Origin of the sequence: Pontibacter chinhatensis, from assembly GCF_900113285.1 — a bacterium.
GTDB classification, from domain to species: Bacteria; Bacteroidota; Bacteroidia; order Cytophagales; family Hymenobacteraceae; genus Pontibacter; species Pontibacter chinhatensis.
The window spans coordinates 580,319-606,707 of sequence record NZ_FOOT01000001.1 but is presented as its reverse complement, the minus strand read 5'-3'; the positions used below and the strand labels follow the sequence as shown (position 1 = coordinate 606,707).

The window sequence follows — 26,389 nt, the reverse complement described above, 5'->3', positions numbered from 1 at the left end:
GGAAATTCCATACTAGAGTATACCGATGAAGCATTATGAAGAAATAGGGTCATGGGTTTGAAGGAGGAGTACGCAGCTGATTTTATACTTCAAGTCACAGCTACCTTTTCACGCTTTTCCAGAAAGTATAGTAGCCTGTTCGCGAGCGCCTCGTGGTCGTGGTGCTCTACAACATAGCCAAGGGCGTTAGCCGACATCTGGCTGTACTTTTCTGCGGAGACTGCGCGGTAATGCTGTACCAGGTCCTGCAGATCCTTATATACAATGCCCAGGTTATTATTTGAGATAAAGCCATCCGGGTTTACCTTGTCGCTGCTGATGATTGGCGTACCCACAGTCATGGCCTCCAGAAATGTGTTGCTGAAGCCCTCATAGTGTGACGTGTTTAGCAGGTATTTGGCCTTTGCCAGAAAAGATGGAATTTCGTCCCTGCTCAGAAACCCGACAAACTCGACATTGGGCAGCTCCTTCAGCTTTGCTAAGTATAGCTTCGTGTCCGCGTCATTTCCATAAAGCTCCTTGCCAGCTACTTTAAATTGTTCATCTGTTAGCGTACTTGCAATTTCATATAGGAGCTTCAGGTTTTTCTGGTACTGGAACAGACCTACCCAGGCGATGTAGCTTCTGTCTTGAGTAGTATCAGTGTAAGGGGAGTGGCTCAGGTAAATGGGGTTGGGGATTTTAAGTGCCTGCTTCTGCGGGTACTTCTTTTTAACCTGGCTCAGCTGGTACTCATTCTGGCATAAAACGCAGTAAGCCATTTTTATACCCATTTCCAGAAAGAAGCGCTTGAACCCTGAGTGCTGTCTATTGATACGCTCATCCAGCAGGTTGTCGTTAGAGATTCGGAGTAGGTATTTTATGTTAAGTAGATAGCAGACAGAACCCATCAGAAACGAGGCCCAGCCGGGCACACTTTGATAGAGGTAGTCGGGCTTCACCTGCTTTACCTTGCTATAGAGGTAGGGCAGGCGGTAATAGCCCCACCGCAGCCACCTTACGCCTTTGTTGTTGTCGTACAGCGGAATGATTTTGTAGTCTCTGCACTCTTCTTTTAGTATGGCATTTTTATCGGCACCAGTAAGTATAAAAACATCCTGCCCCACCTTAGTTAATCCCCTAATCCAGCTAAACGTCTGCACAGCTGCACCCCCCGAAGGCTTTTCATGTTGCTGTAGAATATTAATTAACTGATCATCATAGAATAGAAATCTGGCCATAATGGTATTCTCAATAAGCTATTTTCCGCTTTCAGCGCAGCAGCCATTCTTCAGCGGGTAATGATTTATACTTTCTTGCAGCTCCGTTCAGACCAGCTGCATCACAACTCTGTGCACCAGCGACTTACTAGCCTTGGCAAACTCTGATTTACTGCTTTTATAGGCTGGAATCAGCTGGCGGAGTAGCGGGATAAGGAAGTATGGGAGCCTGTTGAGGACGTACAGTTGCCGCCACTTCCGCTTGTACATAGTCGTGTATTTTGTCTTCTTCTCTATTTCGAGGCTCTTCCGTTGAGGAGAACCGTAAGCATAGCGGATACCCGCCGTCAGGGCCTTTAGGGCCACAAACTCGTTTTTGTAGTAATTCCCAGGCTCATACAGATCCAGCCAGGATTCGTGGCAGGAGTCCGGCTTTCCCATGCGCTGGAGATAGGTGCTGTTCCTGTTGTCATAGACAACCAGCACTTTTGGCGTAAAGGCGATTTTATACTTTATGGCTATTTGCGCAAAGGTATAATCATCCTCGCCTCCCACCATCCCAACCGGGAATCCCTTGAGGGCTTCCATAACCGATCGATGGACCACCACCGCTGAGGTGCGCATGATATGGTTCCGGGTCCTTTCTTCGAAGAAATCCCCGATGACTCCTTCCGGTAGCCCATCGCATTTAATAGAAGTCCTGTTTTGGGTGATGGTTCTGTAGGCACAGGTAAAAGCGGCGCATTCTTTATACTTTCTGATCAGCTTCGTCATCTCCTTCAGATAACCAGGATCCCAGATGTCGTCTGCATCCAGGAAGGCCAGGTAATTGCGGGTCGCTTTTTTTATCGCATTGTTTCTGGCTGCAGACACTCCGAGGTTCTGTTGGGAATAAATCCGGATCCTGTCATCCTTAAAAGACGCAGCAATCTGGAGGCTGCTGTCTGTAGACCCGTCATTCAGGATGATAACTTCAAAATCACGGAACGTTTGGTTTAGAACAGAGGTTAGTGTGTCTGCTACCGTTATCTCTTTATTAAAGAGCGGGATTATAACGCTAAACAAGGGCTTAAATTTGCGTGTGTTGATTTACATAACGTATGGCATCTTTCAAACTTTAGCGACTCCGTAGCGGGTCTACAACCCCGTCTTCCTTAAAACTAGGGTGCTGGCCTTAGGCTGTTTAAAAGGCTGTTTATATAGAATATATTTTCTTTGATGGGCTTTTCTCCATCAATCCTGGCAACAAAAACGTTATAGTTCTGTGCTTGCTCCACAAGAATCTGCAGCAGATTTTGCCACCTGCCTATGTCTACCAGAATTTCTCCGTCATCCTTTCCCAGATGGGAGGCTATCACCTTTTTCCTTGACTTAAGGCGGCTAAAAATAGTGTTCCTGTTGTCTGTATCGATAAAAAGTATGGCGTGCGGCAGCGGCAACAGTGCCAAGTATGTGGATACCAATTTCGACACATACTCCTCGTCATCGTGTATGAAAAACGACTTCTGTAAAAGTCCTTCATTGATGAGGCAGGGCTTGGGGCAGTTGCTCTCCAGCACTGCCTGGTATCGGCAGAAGTCGCGGAAAAGCAAGTATGCCGCCCTGAAGCGTTTGTCTATATCCTGGTAGTTATACACCCTGTTGTCGGAGAGGAGGTTCCAGAAGAAGTCGGCCAATTCGGGATGGTTGGCCACAAACCGAAGGCCATAATCCATCGGGATAGTCCTTCCAGTTTTTCTTCTGAAAAGCTTTCTACCATAATGCAGGAGGTACTCATTCAAATCAGCAATGGACGGCTGCTCAGGCTCCAGAAGCGCCTCCGGGAAAATCCAATTACAGCCTGGCTCCCATATATCGCATAAGGACTGGTAGATAGCTGTTTTGCCGATACCGGGCGGGCCGATAATTTCAATTATTTTTGGGGGCATCTCGCTTTAGGTGGTACTCACTGTTCAACATCGCCAGAACTGCTAAGCCTGGATTATCTTTAATTATAACTATATAAAGTTATACGTTTGTTTGGTGCTTGTGTTAGCCTGATTTATACTTATATAGCAGTTTTTTAGCAATATTGATGGCGCTAGAGCCTTCGCCATATGTGCCGCTTTAGCTGGAGCAGCACCTCCTCGTAGGGGGCATCCGCATCAACGTCTACCACTGTAACCGGTGAGGCCGATTGGAAGCGCATGCTTTTTATACTTTCACACTTCCGCCGGATATCCTCAAAGTTATGCTCCGGCTTTCGCTGGTGCGCAGTTTCCGGAGAAACGATTAGCCTGAAGATGATGTCGGCACCTGTTTGCAAGGCCTGTTCAAAGTACTTCATTTCCAGGCGGGCAAACGTACTTTGCGGCGTGTCCTGCAGCCTCGGCCCGTCGTTATAACCGAATACTTCCTGTTGTGGGTAACGGTCGCAGATAGCAATGCTTCCCCCGTTTCTAAGCTCCCTTGCCTGTTTCAGCATACCTGCTTTTTGTCTGATGATCAGGATGTGATACAAATTCCCGATAAGCTTTTTTGAGACTCTGGCCAGTAGGTTTCTGGAGCCAAGCAAGTCTGTATAGGAAAAGAGCCGTGTTTGGTAGCTTTTGATGAAGGGTAGCTTTCCCATGTAAAAGTAGTGGGTGTCTATTTTATAGGTAAGCCAAGAGGTTATATCCTGGCTCAGCGTGCTTTTGCCGGAACCGTCGCTGCCCACCAAAGCAATCACGCGGCCCCCGGTTTCCACACGCTTTTTTAACCTGATTGGCTTTACGAGAGGTTTGTAATGTTTTAACGTCTTGAGGTAGTATTTGTAGTACAGCGCCCTTGGAGAGTGATGGGAAGCTGCGCTTTTTATACTTTCCGGTAGCTGCCTGTATATGAAATCAGACAGCGCCATTATATCTCCCAATCTTTCCTTTGTAAGTATAAGGCTGATTCTTTCTGCCACATCTACAGGGGCTTGGAGCTGCAATGCGGCACAGCATGCGGCAAACCTGTCTGCCTCCGTTTTGCTTAAGAGAACCAGGAGCTCCTGCTTTTTTTCCTGGTGCACCTCGTGGAGTTTATACGCTGGGTTTTGCCCCTTTATCTGAAGGCGAATCAGAAGTATAAGGCTCTCCATGGCAGGTTCAGGTATGGGCCAGCCGGTCGCCTCATCAGTGGTGAGGTGGTTGAAGAACTGCTCCTCCCAGGGTAAAGGCACATAATCGCCATAGGAGGTGGAGACAATCAGGGCGTAATGGGTATGCAGGTGTAGAAGCGCCCCGGTTTCCTCATCAAACCCAAGCCAGTCCTCCACCTTTGGATACCTGTTCCAGGGCGCACTTTCCGCTTTCTTGAAGTTCAGTTCAGCCATTGTTGCTTCAAAGTCCTCCCGGTCTTTTGGCCTTAGCAAAAGCTCAATATCCGTTTTGCCCTCCAGCGACTCGAGCAGGTGTACGTTGCCCTTCCAGTGAGCAAATATTATTTTCTTTTGCTGCAGGCGCTCCAATAGATAAGTTGATAACTGTAAGCCCTGTGTTAGGTGTGCAGCCAGCATAGGTGTTCAGGCTTTTGGGTTAAGCAAAATAATATTAGTAAACATGGGTAGTTAACGCATTGCTGATGGCTGGCAAGTCCTCCTGTTCTTCCTCCACCTCCTCCTCGTCCGTCTCCTTATCGTTGTTAGAAAGGGGCAACAACAGCACAAGGTATAGCATCATCATAGAGCCTATCTCGGTATAGCGTCCCGTTAGTGTGTAAGCTGCAAATGAAATGGCGCTGAACAGGATGATGAGCAGGTCTGTGCGTGTCTCTGCTGCTCTCCAGGCGCTCCTGAAGGCCGTAAAGACCATTAAAAGGTAAAGGCAGAGCCCAATTAAACCGCTGGAGTGGGTAATGCTGGTTAAGTCTCCATGAAGGCTTCTGTCTTCGAGCGCTCCTCTGCCATAGTTTCCCCAACTGTTAAAGGGTTCGTAGCCTATTAGCGGGCTGTAGTCATAATAAACGAACATGTCCTTGTACAGGAGCTCGTATTCCAGAAACCGCGACTCTTCTTCTAACTCCCGCTCGTCCAGTTTTCTTAACTCATACCGTTCTTTAAAGCTGTCTGCCAGGTCGGTGGCGGAATATAGAACAGTGCCGATGGTAAAAATCAGAACGCCTGCCAGCACAAACATCTTTGCTTTCTCCCTTGTGAGGAGTGTAAAGTAAGCAATGGCAACACCTAAAAAGCTCATGCCAATAACCGAGCGCCGCAGGCTAAGCAGCAGGAAGGAAACCGCAGTTACCAAAACAACAAGATTGAAGAAGCTTCTATGGTGGATGGAGCTCAGCGCAACTACAAAGATGCAGTAAGTCAGGATGTTGAAGCCCGCTGCATAAACGTTCCCATACAGGATCCCGGTCGTGATGCCATACATCTCCGTTGGCGAGAAGCCCTTGAGGGTGGAGACGACCACGTTGGCGATGAAAAGTATAAGTATGAGCAGGGCCGCGTTCTTCAGCTCATAAAAGATCTCCTCTCTTGAGTGTTTCTGGTAGATGGTGCTGATCATCGGCACCAACGTAAATAGCCATAGCACGGAGAACACATAGGGGCGTATGAACTCCAGGTTTGTTGACCGGGGCAGCAACACCAGAAAGTATAAAAACAATAGAAACGCCGGTACATTCTGCTTAAAGTAATAGGGGTTCCGGAAAACGAAGGAGAACACCAGGGCTGTCATGGAGAAGTAGAACGTGATTGCAGGCAAGACAGGGTCAATGACACTGCGTGTGAAGAAAACCACAGGCAGGTAAAGTATAGCCAGGTCTTTCTTCTTCAGAAACAGATAGACGATGAAAGCATAACTTAAAAGTTCTAACAGCAGGAAAAAAGGAGCCATGGTTTTGCTTGTTAAGTTATTTCTAAATTTTCTTCACCCGGTTAGCGGGCTAGTGCAGGTGCTTCAATATCAGTGGCAAAGCGATCGGCCATAATTTCCCGAAGCCGCTTGTAGCATACATCACCGGATAAGTTCTCCTGCACATAGGCCAGGGCATTCCCACTCATTTCGCTTATTTTCTCATCGTCTGAGATAATTTCAGCGATGCCATTTGCAAGTGCATCCAGGGAGGCTGCTTTCACAATGTAGCCATTCCACCCGTCTTTGATATGCACCTTTGAACCGCAGGAGTCTGTGCAGATAACCGGAAGGCCATAAGCCAAGGCCTCCAGCACGGAAATGCTGTAGGGCTCATTTATTGAGGGCAGAACAAACACATGGTGACTGGTGTAAAGTGCGCTCATTTCATGGTAAGGCACATTAGCCTTCAAGCTTACCCGATCGCCAATGCCGAGTTGTTCTACCTTATCTTCCAGTATTTTATACTTGCGCTGTTGCTCTGCATTAATGCATTCTCCCACCATGGTCAAACGAAAATTAAATCTAGACCTCAGCCTGTGTGCAGCCTCCAAAAGCAACAGGTGCATTTTCCTGCTCTGATGGTATTTGCCAACCATCAGTAAGGCGGGCACCGGAATAGGAGCTTGTTTATGCACCTCATCTATAGGCGGCAGTGGAATAGGCAGCGGGAAGTAATACATATACTTTAAAGTTCTGGAGTTACTTCGTGGGCTTTCTACTATGGGCGTAATCCAGGCAGCTTTAAAAAACTGGATGGTGAGTTGTTGCTTTAAATGGGTAAATAGGGTTCGCTTTCGGTAGAGATCCTCCTGTGTGTAGAAAATAGTTTTGACACCGAGAAAATAGGCGCAGAAGGCGGCTATTATCGAAAACAGCGTGTAAGGATCACGGATGATGACTAGCTCAGGTCTGAGCCTCTTAAACCCTAACCAGTATTCGCGTATATTCGGGAAGTAGAAATAGTAGGGTCTTCTGATAATTCTTTTGGTCAATATGTTCTCTATCGCGACAGATACTTTGCTTTGCCGGAAATTAGTCGGGGTTAGCAGACTATAATCTTCAGTTGGGCCCAGGTAGCTGACATGAAAGTATACCTGGTGGTGGTGGTCCTGAAGTGTTTTTACTAACTCATACTGGTTGGTGTGGAAGCGTGGGGCAACAAATAAGATTTTCATAGGACGCTATTCAGTCTTCAGGAACTTTATGGCAGATACAAGCTCCACAAGTTCGTTTCTTTCCTGTTGCTGCATTCCTATCCAAAAGAAAATGCAGAACGGAACCATGAATGCAATAGGTGCCAGGGCGGCCATTTGCAGCAGGCCTAAAGGCTTTAAGAACGAAGCCAAGTAGCTTGCCCCTGCCAGCAAAACCAGTGCAACAATCAGTGGGCGCAGGTTTGATATGTTTCCTGCCTTAGAGGCGTAGTGCAACTTTTGGTAAAGTATCCGCTGCTGGCCGACATAAAGTATAAACTTGCCCACTATCATACTTATGCATAGGCCAATGATGCCAAATTTATCTGCCATAAAGTACCCAATCAGTAGAAAAGCCACACCGGCTACCAAAGTAAGCAGCACCTTATGTTTTAAGTCCAGCGTGGCACTGATGATGTAGGAGTCGTGCTTGATAAAGGTATCCTGCATGATCATCACCATAATCAGCAAGTTGGCAATGGTGCCAGCATACAAGCCTTCTCCAACCCAGATGTTCAGGAAGGATTGGTTCAGCAGAATAATGGCAACACCGGAGGCAGTCGTTAGCAGGAAAGTGATGTTGTTGATGTTAGCCGTGACCTTTCTGACTTTATCATACTCCTCCAGCCCTAACAACTTGCCCACCCCGGGTATAATGCCCATCACCACGCGGTTGATCAAGCCTTGCAGGGCAATGGGCAGGAACTGTGTGAGCGTGTAGTATGTCACCACCACCGGGCCGGCTACAATGCCCAGCAGAATTTTATCGCTGTTTCCGAGCAACAGGTTGGCACCGGTATCGGCCAGGTACCAGCCACTAACCTTACTGAAGCCTTTTATTTTTGCATAGCTTGTGCGGCCAAACCCAAACCAGCTGATGTTATTTCTTACAACCACATAGTATGAGATGCCGAGCACCAGCGTGAGCAGCACCTGAACAGCCGACAGTCCTATTAACCCATAGCCCAGCGTAAGCACCAGCACCTTTAATCCGCCACCTACAACTACTATGGCGGCCCGGAGCCCCATCCGCTTGAAAGACAGGTTCATACCCCTCAACACAGACTCATACAGATCAAAAAGCTTAGTGATGACCAGGGAGAGGATAAGGAGCGAACAGGTAATCCGGATAAGGTTGTAATAGGCCTCCTCCGCTTTGGTTATCACCGGGGCGTACCAGGACAAGACGGCACCCACGATGAGCACAAGCGGGACGATAAACATAGTGATGATGAAGGCACTTGTTACATCGCTGCGCAGTTCCTCTTCGTCTGCTATATCTTTTTTCTTGGCAACTGTCCACTTCAGCACCTGTGTTGCCCTGGTATCGGCTATTTTCGCGTAGCCCGTCATTTGTCCAAGCATCTGCCAGATGCCATACATGGAGCTGCCCAGGGTGCCTACAATGAAAGGACTGACTATGAAACCGGTTAGCTGGGTAGCACCAAAGTCCAGTATGCTGGTGAGGGAATTAAGGTATGCCCGCTGCTTAAGATTTTCTTTCTTCTTAAGAGTGGGAGAGGGTAGAACTTCTCTTTCCAATGCAAGAAACGTAATAGGTACATGTAGGACCGCTCGCCTTTTAGGCTAGTAAATCGCGGTATGATTTGGTTCCAGGTTCAAACCTGAACTCACCCGCTTACAGCGGCTGGTTCTACTTGCACGGCATAATATTGTTTGTACCAGTCGGTAAATTTCCGTAGCCCCGCCTGAAGGCTAGTGGCCGGCTTATAGTTGAAGTGCTGCATCAGCTCGTCTATGTTGGCCCAGGTGGCAGTCACATCGCCTGCCTGCATCTCCTTCATTTCCAGGATAGCCTCTTTCCCTACACAAGCCTCAATTTCACGGATGAACTGCATCAGCTCCACAGGTTTGTTGTTGCCAATGTTATAGATGCAGTAAGGTGCCGTGGAGTGGGAGGGGTCCGGCCGTTTGGGGTTCCAGCTAACGTCTGGTTCAGCTGGCTTATACATCACATTCACGATTCCCTCCACAATATCATCGATGTAGGTGAAGTCACGCTTCATCTTGCCCTTGTTGAAGACCTGAATCGGCTTGCCGTTGCAGATGGCTTCGGTAAAGAGGAAGTATGCCATATCGGGACGCCCCCAGGGGCCATACACTGTGAAGAACCTCAGGCCGGAAGTCGGGATTCTGTAAAGGTGGCTGTAGGTATGGGCCATCAGCTCATTTGCCTTTTTACTGGCTGCATACAAGGACACTGGGTGGTCGACACAGTGCTTTACAGAGAAAGGCATGGTTCCGTTCAGCCCATACACGCTTGACGAGCTGGCGTACACCAGGTGTTTTACCTGGCAATACCGGCTGGCTTCCAGCACGTTCAGAAAGCTGATAAGGTTGGACTGGGCATAGGCATCGGGGTTGGTAATCGAGTAGCGAACGCCTGCCTGGGCGGCAAGGTGCACGATTACCTCAAACCCTTCCCGCTCGCACAAGGCCAGCAGGCTGTCCTTATCCTCCAGGTTCATCCTGATAAACCTATAATTAGGGAACTTGACGCTGGTTACTTCCTTGTTCCACGCTACAAGATCTTCTGCAATACCACTTTCCTGTAGCCTGGCGTACTTTAAGCTGGCATCATAGTAACTGTTGATGTTGTCAACGCCCACCACTTCTTCTCCCCGGCGGAGCAGGTTCTCAGCCAAATGAAAACCAACAAAGCCTGCAGTACCTGTAACAAGAACTTTCATACCCAGAATAAATTAAATGGAAATTATACTTTACTAGCGTCAGGCTTGGATGCTGCTTACCTTAGCGACATCAGATTTTTCAACCTCGGCAAACATGATATAGTGGAGAGAGGGTAGCGCCACCTTAACTGTATTGTTCTTCACGGCCACTACAGTTCCCTCTTTATCTGAGAGCAGGCCTGAAGTCATTTTGACTTTATCGTTTACCCGGAACTGCGCTTTTTCCAGCTGCACATTCTCGTATCCGGCTAGAAACTGCCTGATGATTTCAATCTCCTCATCCCTAATAATGGCCGGCTTTCCGAGCCAGTACACCAGGTTTATCACGCCTTCCACCTTTTTGGCATCGGCAATTTGCTTTTCTGTGATCCGCACAAAAACATAGGAGGTAAATAGCGGGGCATGAATGATTTTCTTTCTGTCGCTCCACTGCCTCACGACCCTGTTAATTGGACAATAGGCCTGAATGCCATGCTGTGTTAAAGTCTGTGCGACCTTCTTCTCCCAGCGTGGCTTTGTATAGACGGCGTACCAGTTTTGAGTCATCTTCTGAGGGTTTTTTAAGTAGCGGGAATTCATTTTGTATAAGGCTTCGCCTACCTCAGTCACATTGGGTAACCGGGAACGAAGGTTTTGGGATATGAAAGCACCTTATCGGAAGAACCAACAGCTGCTCTTAAATTGCATTATGTGAGGGTGGATGCAGTAGCCTGCGGCTTGTTAATGTTAAGAGTTTACAGCAATACCTCTTGGTTTATAGCTTTTGTTACCATACTTACTCTCGTAGCCATAGCCATAGCCATAGCCATACTGTCCCTTCACGAAGCCCCTAGGCTTCACTCCGTTAAACACGATGGCCACATTGTTTAATTGCTTGAGCTTGTTGTCCTGCGTCAGGCGCAGTACCAGGCTCTTGGGGGTGTAGGCATGCCTTATAATCAGTAAGGTAATATCACAGAACTCAGAGAGTAGATAGGCGTCCGAAACCAGGTCTAGCGGAGGAGTGTCGATGATCACGTAGTCGAATGACTCTTCCAGGATCTTGAACAACTCTTCTATCTTGCCGTTGAGCAGCAACTCGGTATGGTCCCCGATGTTGATGCCTGCAGGAAGTATACTTAAGTTCTGGTAAGGCGACGGCTTTATGATTTCTCCTGGCTGGGCATTATCCATCAGGTACTCAATTATACCTGGCTCATTCGCCTTCTCGAACAGGACAGAGGTGTTGGGGTTTCGCAGGTCAAAATCTACCAGGACTACCTTCTTAGAAGAGGAGGCAAGGCTGATGGCCAGGTTGCTGCTGACAAAGCTTTTGCCTTCCCCCGGTATACTTGATGTAACCATAATTTTCTTCCTGGTGAAGGTCCTGCCATATAATCCCATGGTTACCCTCATCTGCCGGAACTGCTCTACCTGGGCAACATCGTCCGGACCCAGCAGCGTTTTCTTGCCTTTATACTTTGCCGCAGATAGTTCTGCCACAATGGGAGCGTTCGTGCAGTTTTCTATTTCGGACCTGAACAACACCTTGCTGTTGAGCAGCTCCTTACCGGTCACCAGGGCTATGCCTGCCCCCAGCGCTAATACCACTGAGGTTAGGTATATGTAGAGTGGTCTTGGGCTTACAGGGCCTCTCGAGGCCTCTGCACGGTCCACCACCTTCACATCCTCCGCGGACGGCGCATAAGATAGCACTGTCTCCTCGCGTTTCTGAAGCAGGAAGCTATAAGCGTTGTTCTTGATGGCCTGCTGCCTGCTTATCTCCAGTAACTCGCGCTCTTTCTGTGGTATACCTTGCAGCACATGGCTGTACTGGGAGGAAGTGGAGGCGACTTTGTCGCGGCTTGCCAACAGGTTGCTACGCTGGTTTCTGATATTTTCCAGTACCCCAGGGCGCATGTTATCTATCTCCTCCCGCAACGAGATGAGCAGCGGGTTATTTTCAGCAGTGGTTTTCTTAAGCTGCTGATATTGTATCTCAGCTTCATATAACTTCTGCAGTAATTGTGAAAGCACCGGGTCGCTCACACCCAGGGTAGATGGAACAATACCTATATTTTCCTCCTTCGACAACACATATTTTTCAACGTTATCTAAAACAGCTAACTGCAGGTTAATTTCATTCATCCTGCGGTCGTTAAAGTCCACACTCTGCAAGTATAGTTTTCCTTGCTCGTTCAAGTTAACCGCTCCGTTAGAGGCTCTATACTTTACAATCTGCTCCTCCAGCACCTTCAGTTCCTTTTCGATGAGTTGGATGCGATCCTCCACAAAGGCCAGTGTCTGCGACACCAAGGCATTCCTGTCTACTTGTGCGGCTTGCAGATAGGCGTCAATCAAGGCGTTTAGGATGTCCTCGCCTCTTTCAGGTACATTGTCCTCGATATATAGGTTTACGACACTCGATGCCTTTCCGGGTGATTCTACATAAATCCTGCTGATGAGCTGCTTGGCAACTGCTTTGGGGTTATTGATGGAGAAGAACAGCGGATGTTGAGCACTGCCATTCTGTAAGAGGTTCTTTTCAAACAGCATCTCGCCGTAAGGAGTAACAACCCATGTGCTGAGCGGGTATTCCTTGCCGTCTATTTGCACCTTTTGGGTAGCCTGATCATATGTGAAGTATACCGCAGGATACTCTACGGCAGTCTCCGGTGACTTAAGTGAAATGGTAATGGGTGAGGTATTATAAGCGGGAATGGACTTGAACCTGTCCTCCTCATAGATGGGTGCATACAGCTTAAGCTTATGCACCACCTGAGACATTAGCGCGCTGGAGCGTAACACATTCAGTTCGTTTTCCACTGTCTTGTTGGTGCTGAATGCATCTATCGATTCCATTATCTTAGAGGCATTCACGCCCTTCTCCTCATCCTTAATCAGCAGCGAGGCAGTGACTGCATAAGAAGGGATAGTATAATATTTTATATAGGCCCAGGCGCCAGCCATTCCCAGCAACAGCAAAACGAGGAACAACGGCCAAAATGGTAAGAACTTGTACAGCAGTGCTACTGCCAGGTTATCTTCTGAGTTTGTTTTGTTTTTGTCCATACCCACTTTAATTATCTTGCTAAACGATCGATGCTGACAACAACTAGCGTAAGGGAGCTCAGAACAAGCGGAAGCCACTGCCGGGCAGCCCCGGACGCCGCTATTTTGTTCTTGTTCGGCTCCACATAAATAATGTCATTGGACTTGAGGTGGTAATATGGCGAGGTGAACAGGTCATCCGATGTTAGGTCTAATCTGATAAGCTTCTTCTTGCCTTCCTCCTCTCTAATCAATAGCACATTATGGCGGTTTGCATAAATTGTCAGGTCTCCTGCAAGGCCGACTGCCTCCAGAAGTGTTATTTTCTCATTCGGTACCGTGAGCACAGAGGGGCGCGCCACCTCTCCGAGTATCGAGACTTTATAGTTCAGATACCTGATGTCGACGCTTGGCTCCAGGAGCAGTCTGCGACTAGCTAACTCTTTCTCGATATTTTCCTTCAGGGCTTTCTTGGTTAGCCCCTGGGCCTTAATATTGCCAATTAGCGGAAACTGAATATACCCACTCTGGTCTACCAGGTATCCGGTGGCCGGTGCGACGGTGCTGGAGGCTGTGGCACCCCTGAAGTCGGTAGAGCTATTGACGTTGAAAATCTGGGACGCCTCCGGGTTAAGGCTGGTGACCGAGATGCTCAGCAGGTCGTTGTTCTGGATGACGGGTTCCAGGTTCTCACTGGAGGCGTTAAACTCAGCTTCGCTAATGTTACTAAAGTAAATAGCATTTTTCGTGTTGGTGCAGGATGCAAGCTGGCTTATAAATATGGCTGCTAAAATGTAGGCAAATGCATTTCTAAGTTTCATTGCAAGAATTTTAGGGTGTGTTGAAATAGTTAGCTAGTATAGGGCAATCGGTTCGTCATTAATTGTATTGATATTAGTATTGTCAAAGATGATTTTCGATTATTACAATACGTTCAGCAGTATAACAAGTTGTTATGTACTTATTCTAATTATAGCGCAGTTCTAATCGAAATTGTATTGGAAATTCTGGGAGGAAGAAGCAGGACAATGGGAGCGTAGTACAGAGCTTGGTACTATTTGGGACGTAACTGCTTTATTACTAGAGCTGTAATTGCACTTTTTAGGTCCATCAAGCAGGAGAAGTAATTCAAGAAATATAACAGATGGTGTCTTAAAAAATAATAGTATTGTTAAAAATGCACGTTCGGCATGCGGAAAGGGCCATTTACTGCAGTTTATATAGCACCACGAACAGCTGAGTCTGCAGAAAAATGCCAGCTACGGGCAAGGTATAGGGGCAGGATCACAAAAGCCGCTACGGAACCGCAGCGGCTTTTATGCTAGTGGGCGATATATAACGCTTATTTTCGGGAGTGGATAGCGATACGATTGCCTTCAGAGTCCAGCAGCAGGCACATGTAACCTATCTTTTCGGTGATGAGGGTTTTCTGCTGCAGCACTTTACCGCCTGCTGTTTCTACTTTGTTCAGCTCATTAACCAAGTCACCGGAAGGGGAGGAGAAGTATACAATCGTGCCCTGTGCTGAGGGTTGGTAAAGCTGCTCGTGCTTCACCAGCGATCCTGACGCGCCTTGGCCATTCTCCACCCATGGGAACCAAGCCATCTCTTCGTCGCCAAACTGCTGGCTCTCCAGCGCATAGCCAAACACGGCGTTGTAGAACTTTATAGCACGCGGCATATCTGTTACTGGTATCTCAAACCAGCCAACCACATTGTTCTGCTCCTGACTCATATATAAGTATAGGTTAGTGTTTCTTAAACCTGTCAGCTACTACCAACTCCTTGGTGCCGTGTGTCCAGCTATAGAAGCCCTGTCCGGATTTTACTCCCTTATGTCCGGCCTGCACCATATTTACCAGCAGCGGGCAAGGCGCATACTTAGGGTTGCCAAAGCCATCGTGCAGCACGTGAAGTATAGACAGGCAAACATCCAGCCCGATAAAGTCGGCCAGTTGCAACGGGCCCATCGGGTGCGCCATACCCAGCTTCATAATTGTGTCGATCTCTTCCACGCCGGCCACACCTTCGTAGAGACTGTAAATGGCCTCGTTGATCATAGGCATCAGAATACGGTTGGCCACAAAGCCAGGGTAGTCGTTGGCCTCAGCAGGCACTTTACCCAGTTGCTTGGACAGCTCGACAATCTGCCTTGTCACCTCGTCGGAGGTAGAGTAGCCACGTATCACTTCCACCAGCTTCATAACCGGAACCGGGTTCATGAAGTGCATGCCAATCACCTTGTCGGGGCGGTTGGTAACAGAGGCGATTTTGGTGATAGAGATAGAGGAGGTATTGGAGGCAAGGATGGCTTCAGGTTTCGTGAGGCTGTCCAGGTCGCGGAAGATCTTTAGTTTCAGGTCTGCATTCTCGGTGGCAGCCTCTACTACCAGATCCACGTCCTTAACACCTTCCTGCATAGAAGTAAAAGTGCTGATGTTTGCCAGCGTCTGCTCTTTCTGCTCCTCAGTCAGGTTGCCTTTGGCGATGATGCGGTCCAGGTTTTTCGAGATGGTGCCGATGGCTTTCCCGAGGGCATCCTCCGATATATCAATTAAGGAAACTATAAAACCATGCTGCGCAAACACGTGGGCTATTCCGTTGCCCATTGTGCCCGACCCAATTACGGCTACTTTCTTCATAAGTATAAAGTATAGTTAGTCAGTTTTTAATCCATACAAAGCTAACAAGTTTATACTTATCCCAAGTTTTTTGAGGAGGAATTCTTTGAATACTCATATAAACCAGTTGGCACTCCCTTTCTTGGGTTTACCCTGCATAAATGGAAGTCACGAGGAAGCAACAGTTGGAGCGAGTGCCTGAGGTAGCGGCTTATAGGTGCTATAATGGGTTGTAAACCTTATGTTTTATAAAGTATCATAACTAGATGTATATAGATAAAACTACCTATTGGAATAGAAAATTATTGCATAATATAAATCCTTTGTAAAGAAGCACCGTAAAAGCTAAAAATTAAAAACACAATACCTATGAGCCCGGCGGGTGCTGGTTTGCAACTGCGGCTCTAAGGCTGAAAAATAAAGATACAACTATGGGAAATTTACTTTATATCATCGCCGTAGTGCTGGTGATTTTCTGGCTTATCGGATTCCTGGGCTTCCCTGATGCCGTAGGCGGAATCATACACGTGTTGCTGGTATTAGCTGTAATTGCGGTGCTGTTGCGCCTGATACGCAGTGCCTAACCAACAGCGTGCATTTACGTTAAAAAGATAAAAACAACTCGAACACTATTTAACCGACAAAACTATGGGAAATTTACTTTATATTATAGCTGTAGTGCTCGTGATCATCTGGCTGATTGGTTTCCTGGGATTCCCTGATGCTGTGGGTGGTCTGATACACATCCTGCTTGTAATCGCCATTATAGTGGTACTGCTTCGCCTAATACGGGGATGATAGCGTACTCTTTAAAACAGAAGGGCTGCCGTTTTCACGGCAGCCCTTTTTGCTTTTATACTTTATACTTATACTTAGCGACTGGTAAAAGGGAAGTTAAATCCTGCACGTATCACCGGGTTATTGTAAGGGTTTATCGGATCGCCGTTCCCGTTGTAGAGCACCAGCAAATCGAAGGAGCCCTTGCCGGAGATGCGCTGCCTGTACCCCAGGCCCACCAACGGAATACTTAATGCCGAGCGGTCGGTACGCCGCCTGCCATACACATCGTAGAAGGGAACCGCTATACTTAGCGTTTCCACTTCCCCGTGGGCCAGCACAGTGCCGCTTCCTACATCAAACATCTCCAGTTGCAGAATGCCGCGCCCCCCGTAGTGGTGCATGTTAAAGCCTCCTCCGCTCTGGTAATGGTATACGCCTCCCACGCCTGCAAAGAACCGTGGCGTAATGGCGTAGCTGATGGTGGGCAGCAGGGAGATATTCGTATATGTGCCAAACTGAAGGCCAAAACTGCCGCCAAAGTATAACTTATCGATAAACCGCAGTTGCTCTTCTGGCTCTTCCGCCACCTGCTCCTTAACAACCGTAGGTTCAGGCTGCGGCCGCTCTACAACACGGGGTTGTGGCCGTGGCTGCTCCACGGGGGCCGGTGGGCCGGTGGGAAGTTCCGGTTTACGGTAGGTGGTGTCCGGCACCTGGGCAAGCGCTTCGGTGCCAAGCAGCAACCCGAACAACAGTAACAGAGGAGTACAGAGGCGCGATGGCTTCAGCATAGGTTCTTTCAGTATTTAGATGGAACTATATACTTATACTACGGCTGTGGCATACATTTTCTTGCGCAGTTCCTTAATCGCCTCATCCGACAGGTACTCCTCATAGGTCATGCGCTTATCGATAATGCCGTTTGGTGTAAGCTCAATAATGCGGTTGGCAATGGTGTCCACGAACTGCAGGTCATGCGATGAGAACAGGATGGTGCCGTCAAAATCGCGCAGGGCATTGTTCAGCGCCTGGATAGACTCCAGATCCAGGTGGTTGGTCGGCTCGTCAAAAACCAGCACGTTTCCGGACTGCAGCATCATTCTGGAGAACATGCAGCGCACCTTCTCACCACCCGACAGCACGTTTGCCTTCTTCAGCGATTCCTCGCCGGAGAACAGCATGCGGCCCAGGAAGCCGCGGATAAAGCTCTCGTCTTTCTCCACCGAGAACTGACGCAGCCAATCCACCAGGTTCAGGTTGGTGTCAAAGAACTCCTGGTTGTCTTTCGGAAAGAAAGAGGCAGTAATGGTCGTGCCCCACTTAAACTCGCCTGTGTCTGCTTTCTCTTCGTCAAACAGGATTTTAAAGAAGGTAGAAGCGGCAATATCGTTGCGGCCTATTACGGCAATCTTGTCACCCTTGTCCACCATAAAGCTGATGTCGGTAAAGACAGGCTGGCCATCAATAGCCTTGCTCAGGTTCTCTACGTTCAGGATCTGGTTGCCGGCCTCGCGCTCCGGTTTAAAGGCGATATAGGGGTATTTACGGGACGATGGCTGAATGTCCTCCACGGTAAGTTTCTCCAGCAACTTGGCACGGGAGGTAGCCTGCTTCGATTTAGAGGCGTTGGCGCTAAAGCGACGGATAAACTCCTCCAGTTCCTTACGCTTGTCCTCGGTTTTCTTGTTGGCATCCGAGCGCTGCTTGAGCGCCAGCTGGCTAGACTGGTACCAGAAGCTGTAGTTACCTGCAAACATCTTGATCTTACCAAAGTCAATATCAGCCACATGCGTACACACCGCATCCAGGAAGTGGCGGTCGTGGGATACCACAATCACGGTGTTCTGAAAGTTATCCAGGAAGTTCTCCAGCCACATGATTGACTCGGCATCCAGGTGGTTGGTAGGCTCGTCCAGGAGCAGGATATCCGGGTTGCCGAACAGGGCCTGCGCCAACAGCACACGCACCTTTTCACTACCGCTCAGGTCCTTCATCAGGTTGTGGTGCAGGTTTTCTGTAATGCCCAGACCGCTCAGCAGTTCTGCCGCCTCATACTCTGCGTTCCAACCCTCCAGGTCAGCAAATTCGCCTTCCAGCTCAGCAGCGCGAATGCCGTCTTCCTCGTTAAAGTCAGGCTTGGCATAGATGGCATCCTTCTCCTCCATAATGCTCCAGAGACGCTTGTGGCCCATGATTACCGTTTGCAGGGCAGGGTATTCGTCGTACGCGAAGTGGTCCTGCCGCAACACCGCCAGGCGGGCATTGGCCGGAATCTCCACCGTGCCGGTGTTCGGATCTATGTCGCCGGCTAATATCTTCAGGAAAGTTGACTTACCCGCACCGTTGGCCCCGATAAGGCCGTAGCAGTTGCCGGGCGTGAACTTAATGGATACATCCTCAAATAATGTGCGCTTGCCGTACGACAGGCTGACATTGCTGGTACTAATCATAATAAAGTATAAGTATGATGTTTGACTTGCCTGCAAAGCTACGAAATAAAAATGTGCTTTTGTGGGCCCATTTATGCCGTAGCAGCGTAGACAGTGTAAGTTTAAAAAGCGGTGCAGGTAGCTTATAGCCAGTAGCTTCCGGCTTCTCTGGTTAAAAAATCATGCCCGGAGCACAACGCTCGGGTGCAATCTTTAGTATATAATTTCAATAATATTGATGGACACGGCCCCGCTGGTTTGATAACATGCCGGAGGGAGTCTTAGTTCTAACCAAGGCACCGTTGGAACTGTTCATTTTAACAAATAGATCATTAACAACAAATAAGATAAGACATGGCTTCTACTAATAAAGTTTCTTTCCAGAATATTGGGATAAAGTATGGCTTGCTGGTAGGGGTGGCGCACATTGTGTTCTTCCTGATAATGCGAATTATCGGACTTACAGAAATTGTGGAGCTTTCTTACCTGAGCGGCATCTTTCTAATCATTGGTATTGTTGTGGCGATATCCAAGTTCAAACGTATCAACCGTGGCTTTATCCGGTACTTCGACGGGCTGGGTATTGGCGTAGTAACGGCCTTTGTTTCCTCGTTGATTCTGGCCCTATTCCTGGTCCTTTACGTTACCGTGTTCGACAGCTCGTACCTGGAGATGATGCAGGCAAGCGCCCTGTTCCCGGCAGGACTGTCGGTGCTGGCCATGTTCTGGATAACCATCGCGCATGGTACCTGGCCAGGCTTTATCATCGGCTTTATTGCCATGCAATGGTTTAAGAGCCCGGAGCATACCATGCCAAATCAGGTTTAGCAGAACTGCTGTATTACCTTACTTATAGCGATTAAACCCTAGAACCTTACTTTACTAACTATGGAGAAGATTGGCCTGAAGTATGGCCTGCTTACCGCAGTGGCACTCTTTGCCTATTTCTTTCTGATGAAGCTGGTCGGGCTGGTGCATATTGTTGAACTGCGCTTTCTAAACGGACTCATTCTGGCAGTAGGCGTGGTGTTGGCCATCAGAGGCTACAAAAAGATGGTATCGGGAAACATCTCGTACTTTAAGGGGCTGGCCACCGGCATTATAACATCTGTTGTAGCTTCGGTGGTGTTCTCCGCCTTTATGGTCGTTTACATTAAGACGGCAGGACAGGACCTAGTGGAAGTGCTCTCTGCTGAGAGATATTTTGGGGAGCGCATAGAATCTACGCCCGGCGTCGTAATCTTTTCGGTGCTGCTGCTGGAGGGTGTTATCTCGGGGCTGATGATCTCGTTTATTGCCATGCAGTGGTTTAAGCAGCGACAATACAAAGTGCCGGGGGCGCCATAGCAGCTTTATGATATGTTATTTATAAATGCCGGAGCGCCAGCTATACTTTAGCTGGCGCTCCGGCATTTATTGTTGGTTATTCCTGTTTCACTAAGTTGTCTGGCCGCTGTATAAATTGTACCACCACTTCGTGCAAGTCACCTTCCTTGTCCTGTAGCTTAAAGATAACCATCGGGTTATCAGTGTTGTGTATAGATTCCGTGTTGATTACTTTCTCGCCTTCGTCCAATTTCTTCTCCAGCTGTTGGGTTAGGTCCTTTATTGCCCTTGCAAAGTTGACCTCCAGTTTGCTGGGATTGTAAAACCTGGTTCTCATATCAAATAAGTATAATTAATCCCTGTATAATAATTAAAAATTAGTAGCACCTGTTTAAAAAAGTACTATAACTCAAAGTGCTTATATTAGATATACACGGGGCAGGCAGTAGGGTTACAAAAAGCGGAATGTATTTAGTAAAGAGGTTTTAGATAGGCTAAGACAAGTAATATTTTGTCCTAAATGTGATAAATGTTAAAAAAAATAATTTAAAAGTATAATATTTAGATTTTTTACTAACTTGCATCAGAATTGTACGTTTAAGACAGCTAAAAAGAACTTTAACTACTAACACGTATCAAAACCCAATGAAAAAATCTTTACTTATACTTGTTATGGTGCTGATGGGAACGGCCGGTTATGCCCAGCGTCTAGGCTCTGCTGATGACGGACTGGATATAGTAGTGCTGTCGATGGAGCTGGACGGACCTGCCATGGCAAGTATGGAAATGAAGCAGGAGTTAAGCTTGACAGAGGAGCAGTACCTGATGGTAGATAAGCTAAACAAGAGCCGCTACCAGCAACTGCAGCAGGTGGAGGCGAGCTTCGCTCATGACGCGCTCTCACGGGCCAGGGAGTTCAGAAGCGTACAGCGCCAGAACGACGAGAACCTGAGAAGTGTGCTGACGGCACAACAGCTGCTGAAATACCAGAAGCTGGAGGGCAGGCTAGATGCCCATCTGATTACAGAGCATGAGGAATAAGTATAAAACGAAGGCCGGGTGATTACTCGGCCTTCGTTGTTTCTGCTACTACGGGTCGGTAGTAGGTCACTTCGGATACTTTGCCCACCGAGTTAAGGCGCACCTGCACGCGGTTCGCCTCCGACATTTGCGTACGGCGCTGATCGGTTTGCTGGCATTGGTCGCCTGGCTCTATGTAATAGAAGTAAATGCGCTGGCTGCGTTCCATTAGCTCTTCGCTGTCTGGCTTGCCCAGCAGGTTGCGCACCACATACTCTTTCTTGCCGTAAAGCTCCTTTCTTATCAGTTCAAAATCATCTACCAGCTCGGCGCGCTTGTTCTCGCAGCCGTTGCGGTCGCTTTTCCAGCTATCACTATCAAAGTCTTTCAGGGTATCGGGCACAGAACAGGCTCCCAAAAGCAGCAGGCCCAGCAGGTGTGTGGCTATAATACGTTTCGACATGGCATTGCTTGTTGGTATAAAGTTGCAGCAAGTTATGCTGCGAAGCAAAGGTAACCCGAAAAAAACACCGTTCCGCTTCTTTTGTTTGGTGCCACTGCACAGGAGCTACACGTTTTTGCAGTAAACGCCTGGGGTATTGCACAATTCAGAAAAATCATGTAATTTAACTATAGTTTTCTCTGTATAGTTTGGGAGCGGCCGGAACAATTTGTGCAATTGAGCATGTTGTTTTACCGAACTCTAAAAACAGTAAGCTTAATCTAATACTATGGTAAGAGTGTTTCTGACTGCAATCACCCTGGGACTTCTTTCTTTCAACTCGCCTGCCTCTGCACCGGAGCCGGCCGCAGCCAACCCCGCAGCCTTGGAGGCCAGGGCAGATGCGCTGTTAGCTCACGGCGGGGCTGAGGGCGCTGCTGCCGCAGCCATGGAAGTAGCTTTCAATAATCATGTAAAGGAATTATACGACGCTGCCAGCCTGGCACAAAAAGGCCTTTCCTACGATGTGTTTGAGAAGGCCGTGGTGGGCTTCCAGAACTTCAAGCGGCTACAGATGGTCGCCCCGGAGAAATCCATACTTTCTGTGGTGGACTTCACTAAGTCAAGCACCCAGAAGCGCCTCTGGATAATTGACCTGAATAACAAGAAGGTCCTGTTTAACACGCTGGTGGCCCATGGGCGCAATACAGGCCAGAATACTGCCACGCAGTTCTCCAACGAGTATGGCTCTAACAAGAGCAGCCTAGGCTTTTACATAACAGACGCTACCTATTACGGCAAGCACGGCCTTTCGCTGCGCCTGCAGGGCATGGACGAGGGCTTTAACCACAAAGCCATGGAGCGGGCCATTGTGGTGCATGGCGCAGACTACGCCACTGAGGCCTTTGTAAAGCAGAATGGCCGGTTGGGTCGTAGCCTTGGTTGTCCTGCCGTTCCAACAGAAGTGTCTAAGCAGGTGATTGAGACCATTAAGGACCAGTCCGTGCTGTACATCCATGGCAAGGATGCAACGTATACTTCACGTTTCCTAGACAACAGCAAGGCTATAGAATACTTTGCCGCACAGACTTTAACAGACGTGCTGAACAGCTAATAGTAAGTATAAATCCCATCAATATAGAAGCCCCCTGTCAGCTTTCCTGGCAGGGGGCTTTTTTGTGCTTATTGGTTGCTGCGTTATGCTTCGTCTTTTGTGGTTTTGATCAGGTTGATCCCGGCAAAAAAGAAGATCAAGCCCACCACAAAGGGTACGGCGGAAGTATACTTGCCAACCGCAGCACCGTCGCCACCCATCAGGAAAGCATAGGCTCCCCAAATGATACCCACTATGCCTAGTACGGTCAGGATGGTGCCAAAAGTACGTTTCTGGTTCATGGTTCTAATGGTTAGTTTAACTTTGCCTGCCGCTTTATACTGCAGGCAAACTTTTCTACGAGTCTGGTTACATAAAGTATACAAAGTGCCTAATATTTACGTGCCCGCCTCGCTCTCAATCCCACAGAAACGTATAATTACAGGACCTGTGAAACGGCTCTAGGAACAGGCCGGATGGCAGCAACCAGTACCTGCCAAGGCACGTTCACTCAACACTTGCCTTTTAGGGCAACAGAACAAAAAAGTATAAAATGAAAGCGATCATAAAATTTATAGTAGCCCTGCTGATTGCGGCGGTGTCGTTGGTGACATACTGGTGCAGCTCGGAGGAAAATGAGTTTACAGGCGAGGAGCAGCGCGTGGACATGACCGTGGAGCAGGAAATTGCCCTTGGTCTGCAGGCAGCACCCCAGATGGCCGAGCAGTACGGCGGTCTGCATCCGGACCAGCAGGCGGCACAGGAGGTAAAAGCCATCGGTCAGCGCCTTGTGCAAAATACCCGCGTACGAGATACACCTTATAAATTCGACTTCCACCTGCTGGCCGATGAGCAGACCGTGAATGCCTTTGCCCTGCCCGGCGGGCAGATCTTTATCACTGCGGGACTGCTGCGGCGTTTGGAGTCGGAAGGGCAACTGGCCGGGGTGCTGGGGCACGAGATAGGGCATGTGGTGGCGCGGCACTCGGCACAGCAACTGGCCAAAGCAAAACTGACCCAAGGACTGACAGGCGCAGCAGCTATTGCCATGTATGACCCGGACAACCCCTCCAGCAGGTCGGGCGCGGTGGTGGCTGCCATGGTAGGGCAACTGATGAACATGCGATATGGCCGCGAGGATGAGCTCGAGTCGGATGCGCTGGCAGTGCAGCTAACGGGCGCAGCCGGCTACGATCCCAATTCTATGAAGCGGGTGATGGAGATTCTGCAGGAAGCCAGTGGCGGTGCTAGCGGAGGGCCGGAGTTCATGCAGACGCACCCGAACCCCGGCAACCGGATTGCCCGGATAGAGGAGGCCATACAGCAGGAGTACCCGAACGGGGTGCCGGATAACCTTGTCAAGTAAGCCCCCATAACTTCCCTTAACCAACAAGCCTTAACAGAGGCAAAATGTATAGCAGCAAACTATATGAAAAAGGACGAACAGAAGCTCCATAACCTGCTTTTCGTGCTAAACCCTATCGCAGGAGACATCGAGAAGGACGACCTGAAAGAGGATATCCAAGCCATTTGCCAGGAGCATGGGATAAGATATGAAATTTATACCACCACCGGAGAGAATGACGCCGAAAACCTGAAAAAGCAGCTCGGGGAAAACAAGTATGACGGGGTCTTTGCGGTTGGCGGCGATGGCACCGTCAGCCTCGTGGGAGCCCTGCTGATTGGTACCGGCACCCCACTTGGCATCATCCCTCTTGGCTCCGGCAACGGCCTCTCCAAAGATCTGGATATCCCGCAGGATACCGAGGAGGCACTCGAGCTTATCCATTCGCACGTGGTGCGCAACATCGATACCATCACCCTCAACGGCATGCCTTCCATCCACCTGAGCGATTTAGGCTTCAATGCGCTGGTAGTGGAGCGTTTTTGCGAAGGCGATACCCGTGGCCCAGGTTCCTACGTCTGGATTGCCTTACAAGAATACCTTGGCTACGAGCCTAAATCATACAAGATAGAGACTGAAAACGGAAATTTTGAGGGGAAGGCTTTTATGGTAACTGTGGCCAACGCCAATGCCTGGGGCTCCAACGCCAGCATTAACCCGGATGGGGTGCTAAACGATGGCCGGTTTGAGATTTGCCTCATAGAGCCTTTCCCGAAGGCTGCGAGTTTGGGCATACTTTACAAGCTGTATACCGACAGCATCGACAGCAGCGTGTATACCAAAATTATACAGTGCAGGCGCGCCACCATCTATAACCTGGACCAGGAAGTGATGCACATCGACGGGGAGCCGGTAGAAGCCGCAGAAAAGATAGAGGTGGAGATGCACGCCAAAAGCCTTAAGGTTATACTTCCTATACCTGACACAAACCAATAGGAAGGCCTGAAAACAGGTAGCAAAGTATAAGCCGGTATGTTCTATACTTTAAAGTATGGCTTTATACTTCAGAAGATTGGAACTGAGAGTATAAAAACTGGGTATGCGCGTAGCGTAGATATTTCCCCGGTCATTTATACTTTTATACTCGCTTTCGGAACACTAGCAGACCAGTTTCCGAAGTGTCTGACGTAATACGGCATTCCATCCATACCTGCCCGTTGCTGTAGTAGTTGATTACAAAATAGCCCAGCGCCTCTACCGCGAAGGTGGCCCGGCCTCCTTTTTTCACGAAGGCCAGTTTGCTGCCCGAGCCGCTCACGATGTAGTGGTTTCCCTGCACCTCGAAATGCTGCAGGTTGTGGTCGTGGCCCCCCACGTAAATCAGGTTGTCGAACTTATGAAAGATGCGGAGCAGGCGCTTGCGCATCTTTTTATACTTGCGGTGCGACATGTCCTCGTAAGCGCCGAACATCTTCCGGTAAAAGGGGTACACCGAGCCAAAAATGGGAAGCGGAATCAGGAAGCGCTTGTGCAGGGCCGTGAGCGGAAACAGGTGCTGCTTGATGGTAAACTTGCCTCCGTGCAGGGCGTTGCTGTACAATGGGTGATGCCCCACGATGAGCACCCGCTGGTGGGTATTGCGCTTAAGTAGCTTGTTCAGGCTCAGGAAAAACTCTTCGATATCGGAGTAGGGGCAGCCATACTTGCTGCCAAGCGGCTTAAACCCACGCTGCACAAACCACTGCGTGTTAATCACTACCAAGAGCAACCCTTCGGCCAGCTGCAGGCAGGAGGGGCCCGGGCAACCGTTGGGGGGGAGGTAGCTGTTGGGCTGTTGCAGGTGCTCCAGCACATACCGCTCCTGGCGCAGCAGCTGCTCATGGCCACCCTCGCGCCCTTTCAGCCAGTCGTGGTTGCCGCCTAGGAAAATGCCCTGGCCGGGATAGCTTTTTATACTTTGGAGCAGCGTATTGAGCCTTGCTTCGGCGGTGTCGCGGTGGCGGTTGCCCACCTCAGGCAAGCCGATGGGGTAGATGTTGTCGCCCAGGAAGACCATCGTTCCCTTTTCGCCCGCCTGCTGCTGCCAATGCTGCACCATGCGCATTACCGGGTCGGTACCGTCGGTCGCAACAGCGCCAATATCGCCCAGCAACGCCACGGAGTGCAGCAGTTCCGCGTCCGGAGGCGGGACATGCCGCTGCCAACCCACGTCCGACAGCCTGTAAAAAGGCTTGCGCCTGTATGCCCGTTCCTGCCAATAGCTGAAGGCCATAAACGAAAGCGCCAGTACCGGAACTATGATTAGAAAGTATACCAGCATAAAGTATAA

General features: G+C 48.9%; 27 protein-coding genes. 8 read left to right on the top strand and 19 right to left on the bottom strand.

The features are described 5' to 3' along the window. Window positions 1–89: 89 nt before the first annotated feature. From BM040_RS02670 to BM040_RS02610, 13 genes are all read right to left on the bottom strand, one after another. On the bottom strand, window positions 90–1,220 hold the full coding sequence (locus BM040_RS02670; RefSeq protein ID WP_092098745.1) for a glycosyltransferase family 4 protein: 1,131 nt from the start codon (window positions 1,218–1,220) through the stop codon (window positions 90–92). Window positions 1,221–1,307: 87 nt separating this feature from the next. Next, complete coding sequence (locus BM040_RS02665) at window positions 1,308–2,264, bottom strand: glycosyltransferase family 2 protein (protein WP_175490951.1); 957 nt, start codon at window positions 2,262–2,264, stop codon at window positions 1,308–1,310. Between the two features lie 95 nt (window positions 2,265–2,359). Next, window positions 2,360–3,127, bottom strand: a complete 768-nt coding sequence (locus BM040_RS02660) for a hypothetical protein (RefSeq protein ID WP_092098741.1) — start codon at window positions 3,125–3,127, stop codon at window positions 2,360–2,362. A 152-nt stretch (window positions 3,128–3,279) separates the two neighbouring features. After that, on the bottom strand, window positions 3,280–4,722 hold the full coding sequence (locus BM040_RS02655) for a nucleoside/nucleotide kinase family protein (protein WP_139217745.1): 1,443 nt from the start codon (window positions 4,720–4,722) through the stop codon (window positions 3,280–3,282). Window positions 4,723–4,756: 34 nt separating this feature from the next. Then, complete coding sequence (locus tag BM040_RS02650) at window positions 4,757–6,049, bottom strand: hypothetical protein (protein ID WP_092098736.1); 1,293 nt, start codon at window positions 6,047–6,049, stop codon at window positions 4,757–4,759. A gap of 41 nt (window positions 6,050–6,090) precedes the next feature. Further along, the gene (locus BM040_RS02645; RefSeq protein WP_092098734.1) at window positions 6,091–7,245 is read right to left on the bottom strand and encodes a glycosyltransferase family 4 protein; all 1,155 of its coding nucleotides are present in this window, start codon (window positions 7,243–7,245) and stop codon (window positions 6,091–6,093) included. Between the two features lie 6 nt (window positions 7,246–7,251). Beyond that, the gene (locus tag BM040_RS02640) at window positions 7,252–8,805 is read right to left on the bottom strand and encodes a lipopolysaccharide biosynthesis protein (RefSeq protein WP_092098732.1); all 1,554 of its coding nucleotides are present in this window, start codon (window positions 8,803–8,805) and stop codon (window positions 7,252–7,254) included. An 89-nt stretch (window positions 8,806–8,894) separates the two neighbouring features. Continuing rightward, window positions 8,895–9,974 carry an NAD-dependent epimerase gene (locus tag BM040_RS02635; RefSeq protein ID WP_092098730.1) on the bottom strand — a complete coding sequence of 360 codons (1,080 nt, stop codon included), beginning with the start codon at window positions 9,972–9,974 and terminating at the stop codon, window positions 8,895–8,897. Between the two features lie 39 nt (window positions 9,975–10,013). Beyond that, the gene (locus BM040_RS02630) at window positions 10,014–10,520 is read right to left on the bottom strand and encodes a UpxY family transcription antiterminator (RefSeq protein WP_092099446.1); all 507 of its coding nucleotides are present in this window, start codon (window positions 10,518–10,520) and stop codon (window positions 10,014–10,016) included. Window positions 10,521–10,700: 180 nt separating this feature from the next. After that, the gene (locus tag BM040_RS02625) at window positions 10,701–13,025 is read right to left on the bottom strand and encodes a GumC family protein (RefSeq protein WP_092098728.1); all 2,325 of its coding nucleotides are present in this window, start codon (window positions 13,023–13,025) and stop codon (window positions 10,701–10,703) included. A gap of 11 nt (window positions 13,026–13,036) precedes the next feature. Further along, window positions 13,037–13,825, bottom strand: a complete 789-nt coding sequence (locus BM040_RS02620; RefSeq protein ID WP_092098726.1) for a polysaccharide biosynthesis/export family protein — start codon at window positions 13,823–13,825, stop codon at window positions 13,037–13,039. A 521-nt stretch (window positions 13,826–14,346) separates the two neighbouring features. Beyond that, window positions 14,347–14,739 carry a VOC family protein gene (locus BM040_RS02615; protein WP_092098724.1) on the bottom strand — a complete coding sequence of 131 codons (393 nt, stop codon included), beginning with the start codon at window positions 14,737–14,739 and terminating at the stop codon, window positions 14,347–14,349. Window positions 14,740–14,752: 13 nt separating this feature from the next. Further along, window positions 14,753–15,646 carry a 3-hydroxybutyryl-CoA dehydrogenase gene (locus BM040_RS02610; RefSeq protein ID WP_092098722.1) on the bottom strand — a complete coding sequence of 298 codons (894 nt, stop codon included), beginning with the start codon at window positions 15,644–15,646 and terminating at the stop codon, window positions 14,753–14,755. Between the two features lie 410 nt (window positions 15,647–16,056). Between BM040_RS02610 and BM040_RS21535 the strand changes: the two genes are divergently transcribed. Next, window positions 16,057–16,209, top strand: a complete 153-nt coding sequence (locus BM040_RS21535; RefSeq protein WP_108212983.1) for a lmo0937 family membrane protein — start codon at window positions 16,057–16,059, stop codon at window positions 16,207–16,209. A gap of 64 nt (window positions 16,210–16,273) precedes the next feature. Next, window positions 16,274–16,423, top strand: coding sequence for a lmo0937 family membrane protein (locus BM040_RS21530; RefSeq protein WP_115566706.1), 150 nt, complete (start codon window positions 16,274–16,276; stop codon window positions 16,421–16,423). A gap of 74 nt (window positions 16,424–16,497) precedes the next feature. Here BM040_RS21530 and BM040_RS02605 read toward each other — a convergent pair whose 3' ends face one another. Further along, window positions 16,498–17,196 carry a hypothetical protein gene (locus BM040_RS02605; RefSeq protein ID WP_092098720.1) on the bottom strand — a complete coding sequence of 233 codons (699 nt, stop codon included), beginning with the start codon at window positions 17,194–17,196 and terminating at the stop codon, window positions 16,498–16,500. 33 nt (window positions 17,197–17,229) lie between these two features. Continuing rightward, window positions 17,230–18,855, bottom strand: coding sequence for an ABC-F family ATP-binding cassette domain-containing protein (locus BM040_RS02600; RefSeq protein WP_092098718.1), 1,626 nt, complete (start codon window positions 18,853–18,855; stop codon window positions 17,230–17,232). A gap of 333 nt (window positions 18,856–19,188) precedes the next feature. On the opposite strand from BM040_RS02600, the gene BM040_RS02595 reads away from it, so the two are divergent. Together BM040_RS02595 and BM040_RS02590 are read left to right on the top strand one after the other, a co-directional pair. Further along, entirely contained in the window at window positions 19,189–19,662 is a 474-nt protein-coding gene (locus tag BM040_RS02595; protein WP_092098716.1) for a DUF4199 domain-containing protein, read from the top strand. A 60-nt stretch (window positions 19,663–19,722) separates the two neighbouring features. Further along, a complete protein-coding gene (locus tag BM040_RS02590) occupies window positions 19,723–20,181 on the top strand; it encodes a DUF4199 domain-containing protein (protein ID WP_092098714.1) in 459 nt (152 codons plus the stop codon). A 76-nt stretch (window positions 20,182–20,257) separates the two neighbouring features. Here the strand turns inward: BM040_RS02590 and BM040_RS02585 are convergent, their stop codons facing one another. Further along, window positions 20,258–20,497, bottom strand: coding sequence for a hypothetical protein (locus BM040_RS02585; protein ID WP_092098712.1), 240 nt, complete (start codon window positions 20,495–20,497; stop codon window positions 20,258–20,260). 308 nt (window positions 20,498–20,805) lie between these two features. On the opposite strand from BM040_RS02585, the gene BM040_RS02580 reads away from it, so the two are divergent. Beyond that, window positions 20,806–21,201, top strand: coding sequence for a hypothetical protein (locus BM040_RS02580; RefSeq protein WP_139217744.1), 396 nt, complete (start codon window positions 20,806–20,808; stop codon window positions 21,199–21,201). A 22-nt stretch (window positions 21,202–21,223) separates the two neighbouring features. On the opposite strand, the gene BM040_RS02575 is transcribed toward BM040_RS02580, so the two are convergent. Beyond that, complete coding sequence (locus BM040_RS02575; RefSeq protein WP_092098708.1) at window positions 21,224–21,643, bottom strand: hypothetical protein; 420 nt, start codon at window positions 21,641–21,643, stop codon at window positions 21,224–21,226. A gap of 268 nt (window positions 21,644–21,911) precedes the next feature. Between BM040_RS02575 and BM040_RS02570 the strand changes: the two genes are divergently transcribed. Beyond that, complete coding sequence (locus BM040_RS02570) at window positions 21,912–22,736, top strand: murein L,D-transpeptidase catalytic domain family protein (protein ID WP_092098706.1); 825 nt, start codon at window positions 21,912–21,914, stop codon at window positions 22,734–22,736. Window positions 22,737–22,819: 83 nt separating this feature from the next. Here BM040_RS02570 and BM040_RS02565 read toward each other — a convergent pair whose 3' ends face one another. Further along, on the bottom strand, window positions 22,820–23,017 hold the full coding sequence (locus BM040_RS02565) for a hypothetical protein (RefSeq protein ID WP_092098704.1): 198 nt from the start codon (window positions 23,015–23,017) through the stop codon (window positions 22,820–22,822). Window positions 23,018–23,268: 251 nt separating this feature from the next. Here BM040_RS02565 and BM040_RS02560 point away from each other — a divergent pair, with 251 nt between their 5' ends. Further along, on the top strand, window positions 23,269–24,081 hold the full coding sequence (locus BM040_RS02560; protein WP_092098702.1) for a M48 family metallopeptidase: 813 nt from the start codon (window positions 23,269–23,271) through the stop codon (window positions 24,079–24,081). 63 nt (window positions 24,082–24,144) lie between these two features. Further along, window positions 24,145–25,056 carry a diacylglycerol/lipid kinase family protein gene (locus tag BM040_RS02555; RefSeq protein WP_092098700.1) on the top strand — a complete coding sequence of 304 codons (912 nt, stop codon included), beginning with the start codon at window positions 24,145–24,147 and terminating at the stop codon, window positions 25,054–25,056. Window positions 25,057–25,198: 142 nt separating this feature from the next. Here BM040_RS02555 and BM040_RS02550 read toward each other — a convergent pair whose 3' ends face one another. Further along, window positions 25,199–26,380: a metallophosphoesterase gene (locus BM040_RS02550; RefSeq protein ID WP_092098698.1), complete on the bottom strand. Its 1,182-nt coding sequence runs from the start codon at window positions 26,378–26,380 to the stop codon at window positions 25,199–25,201. Window positions 26,381–26,389 lie beyond the last annotated feature (9 nt).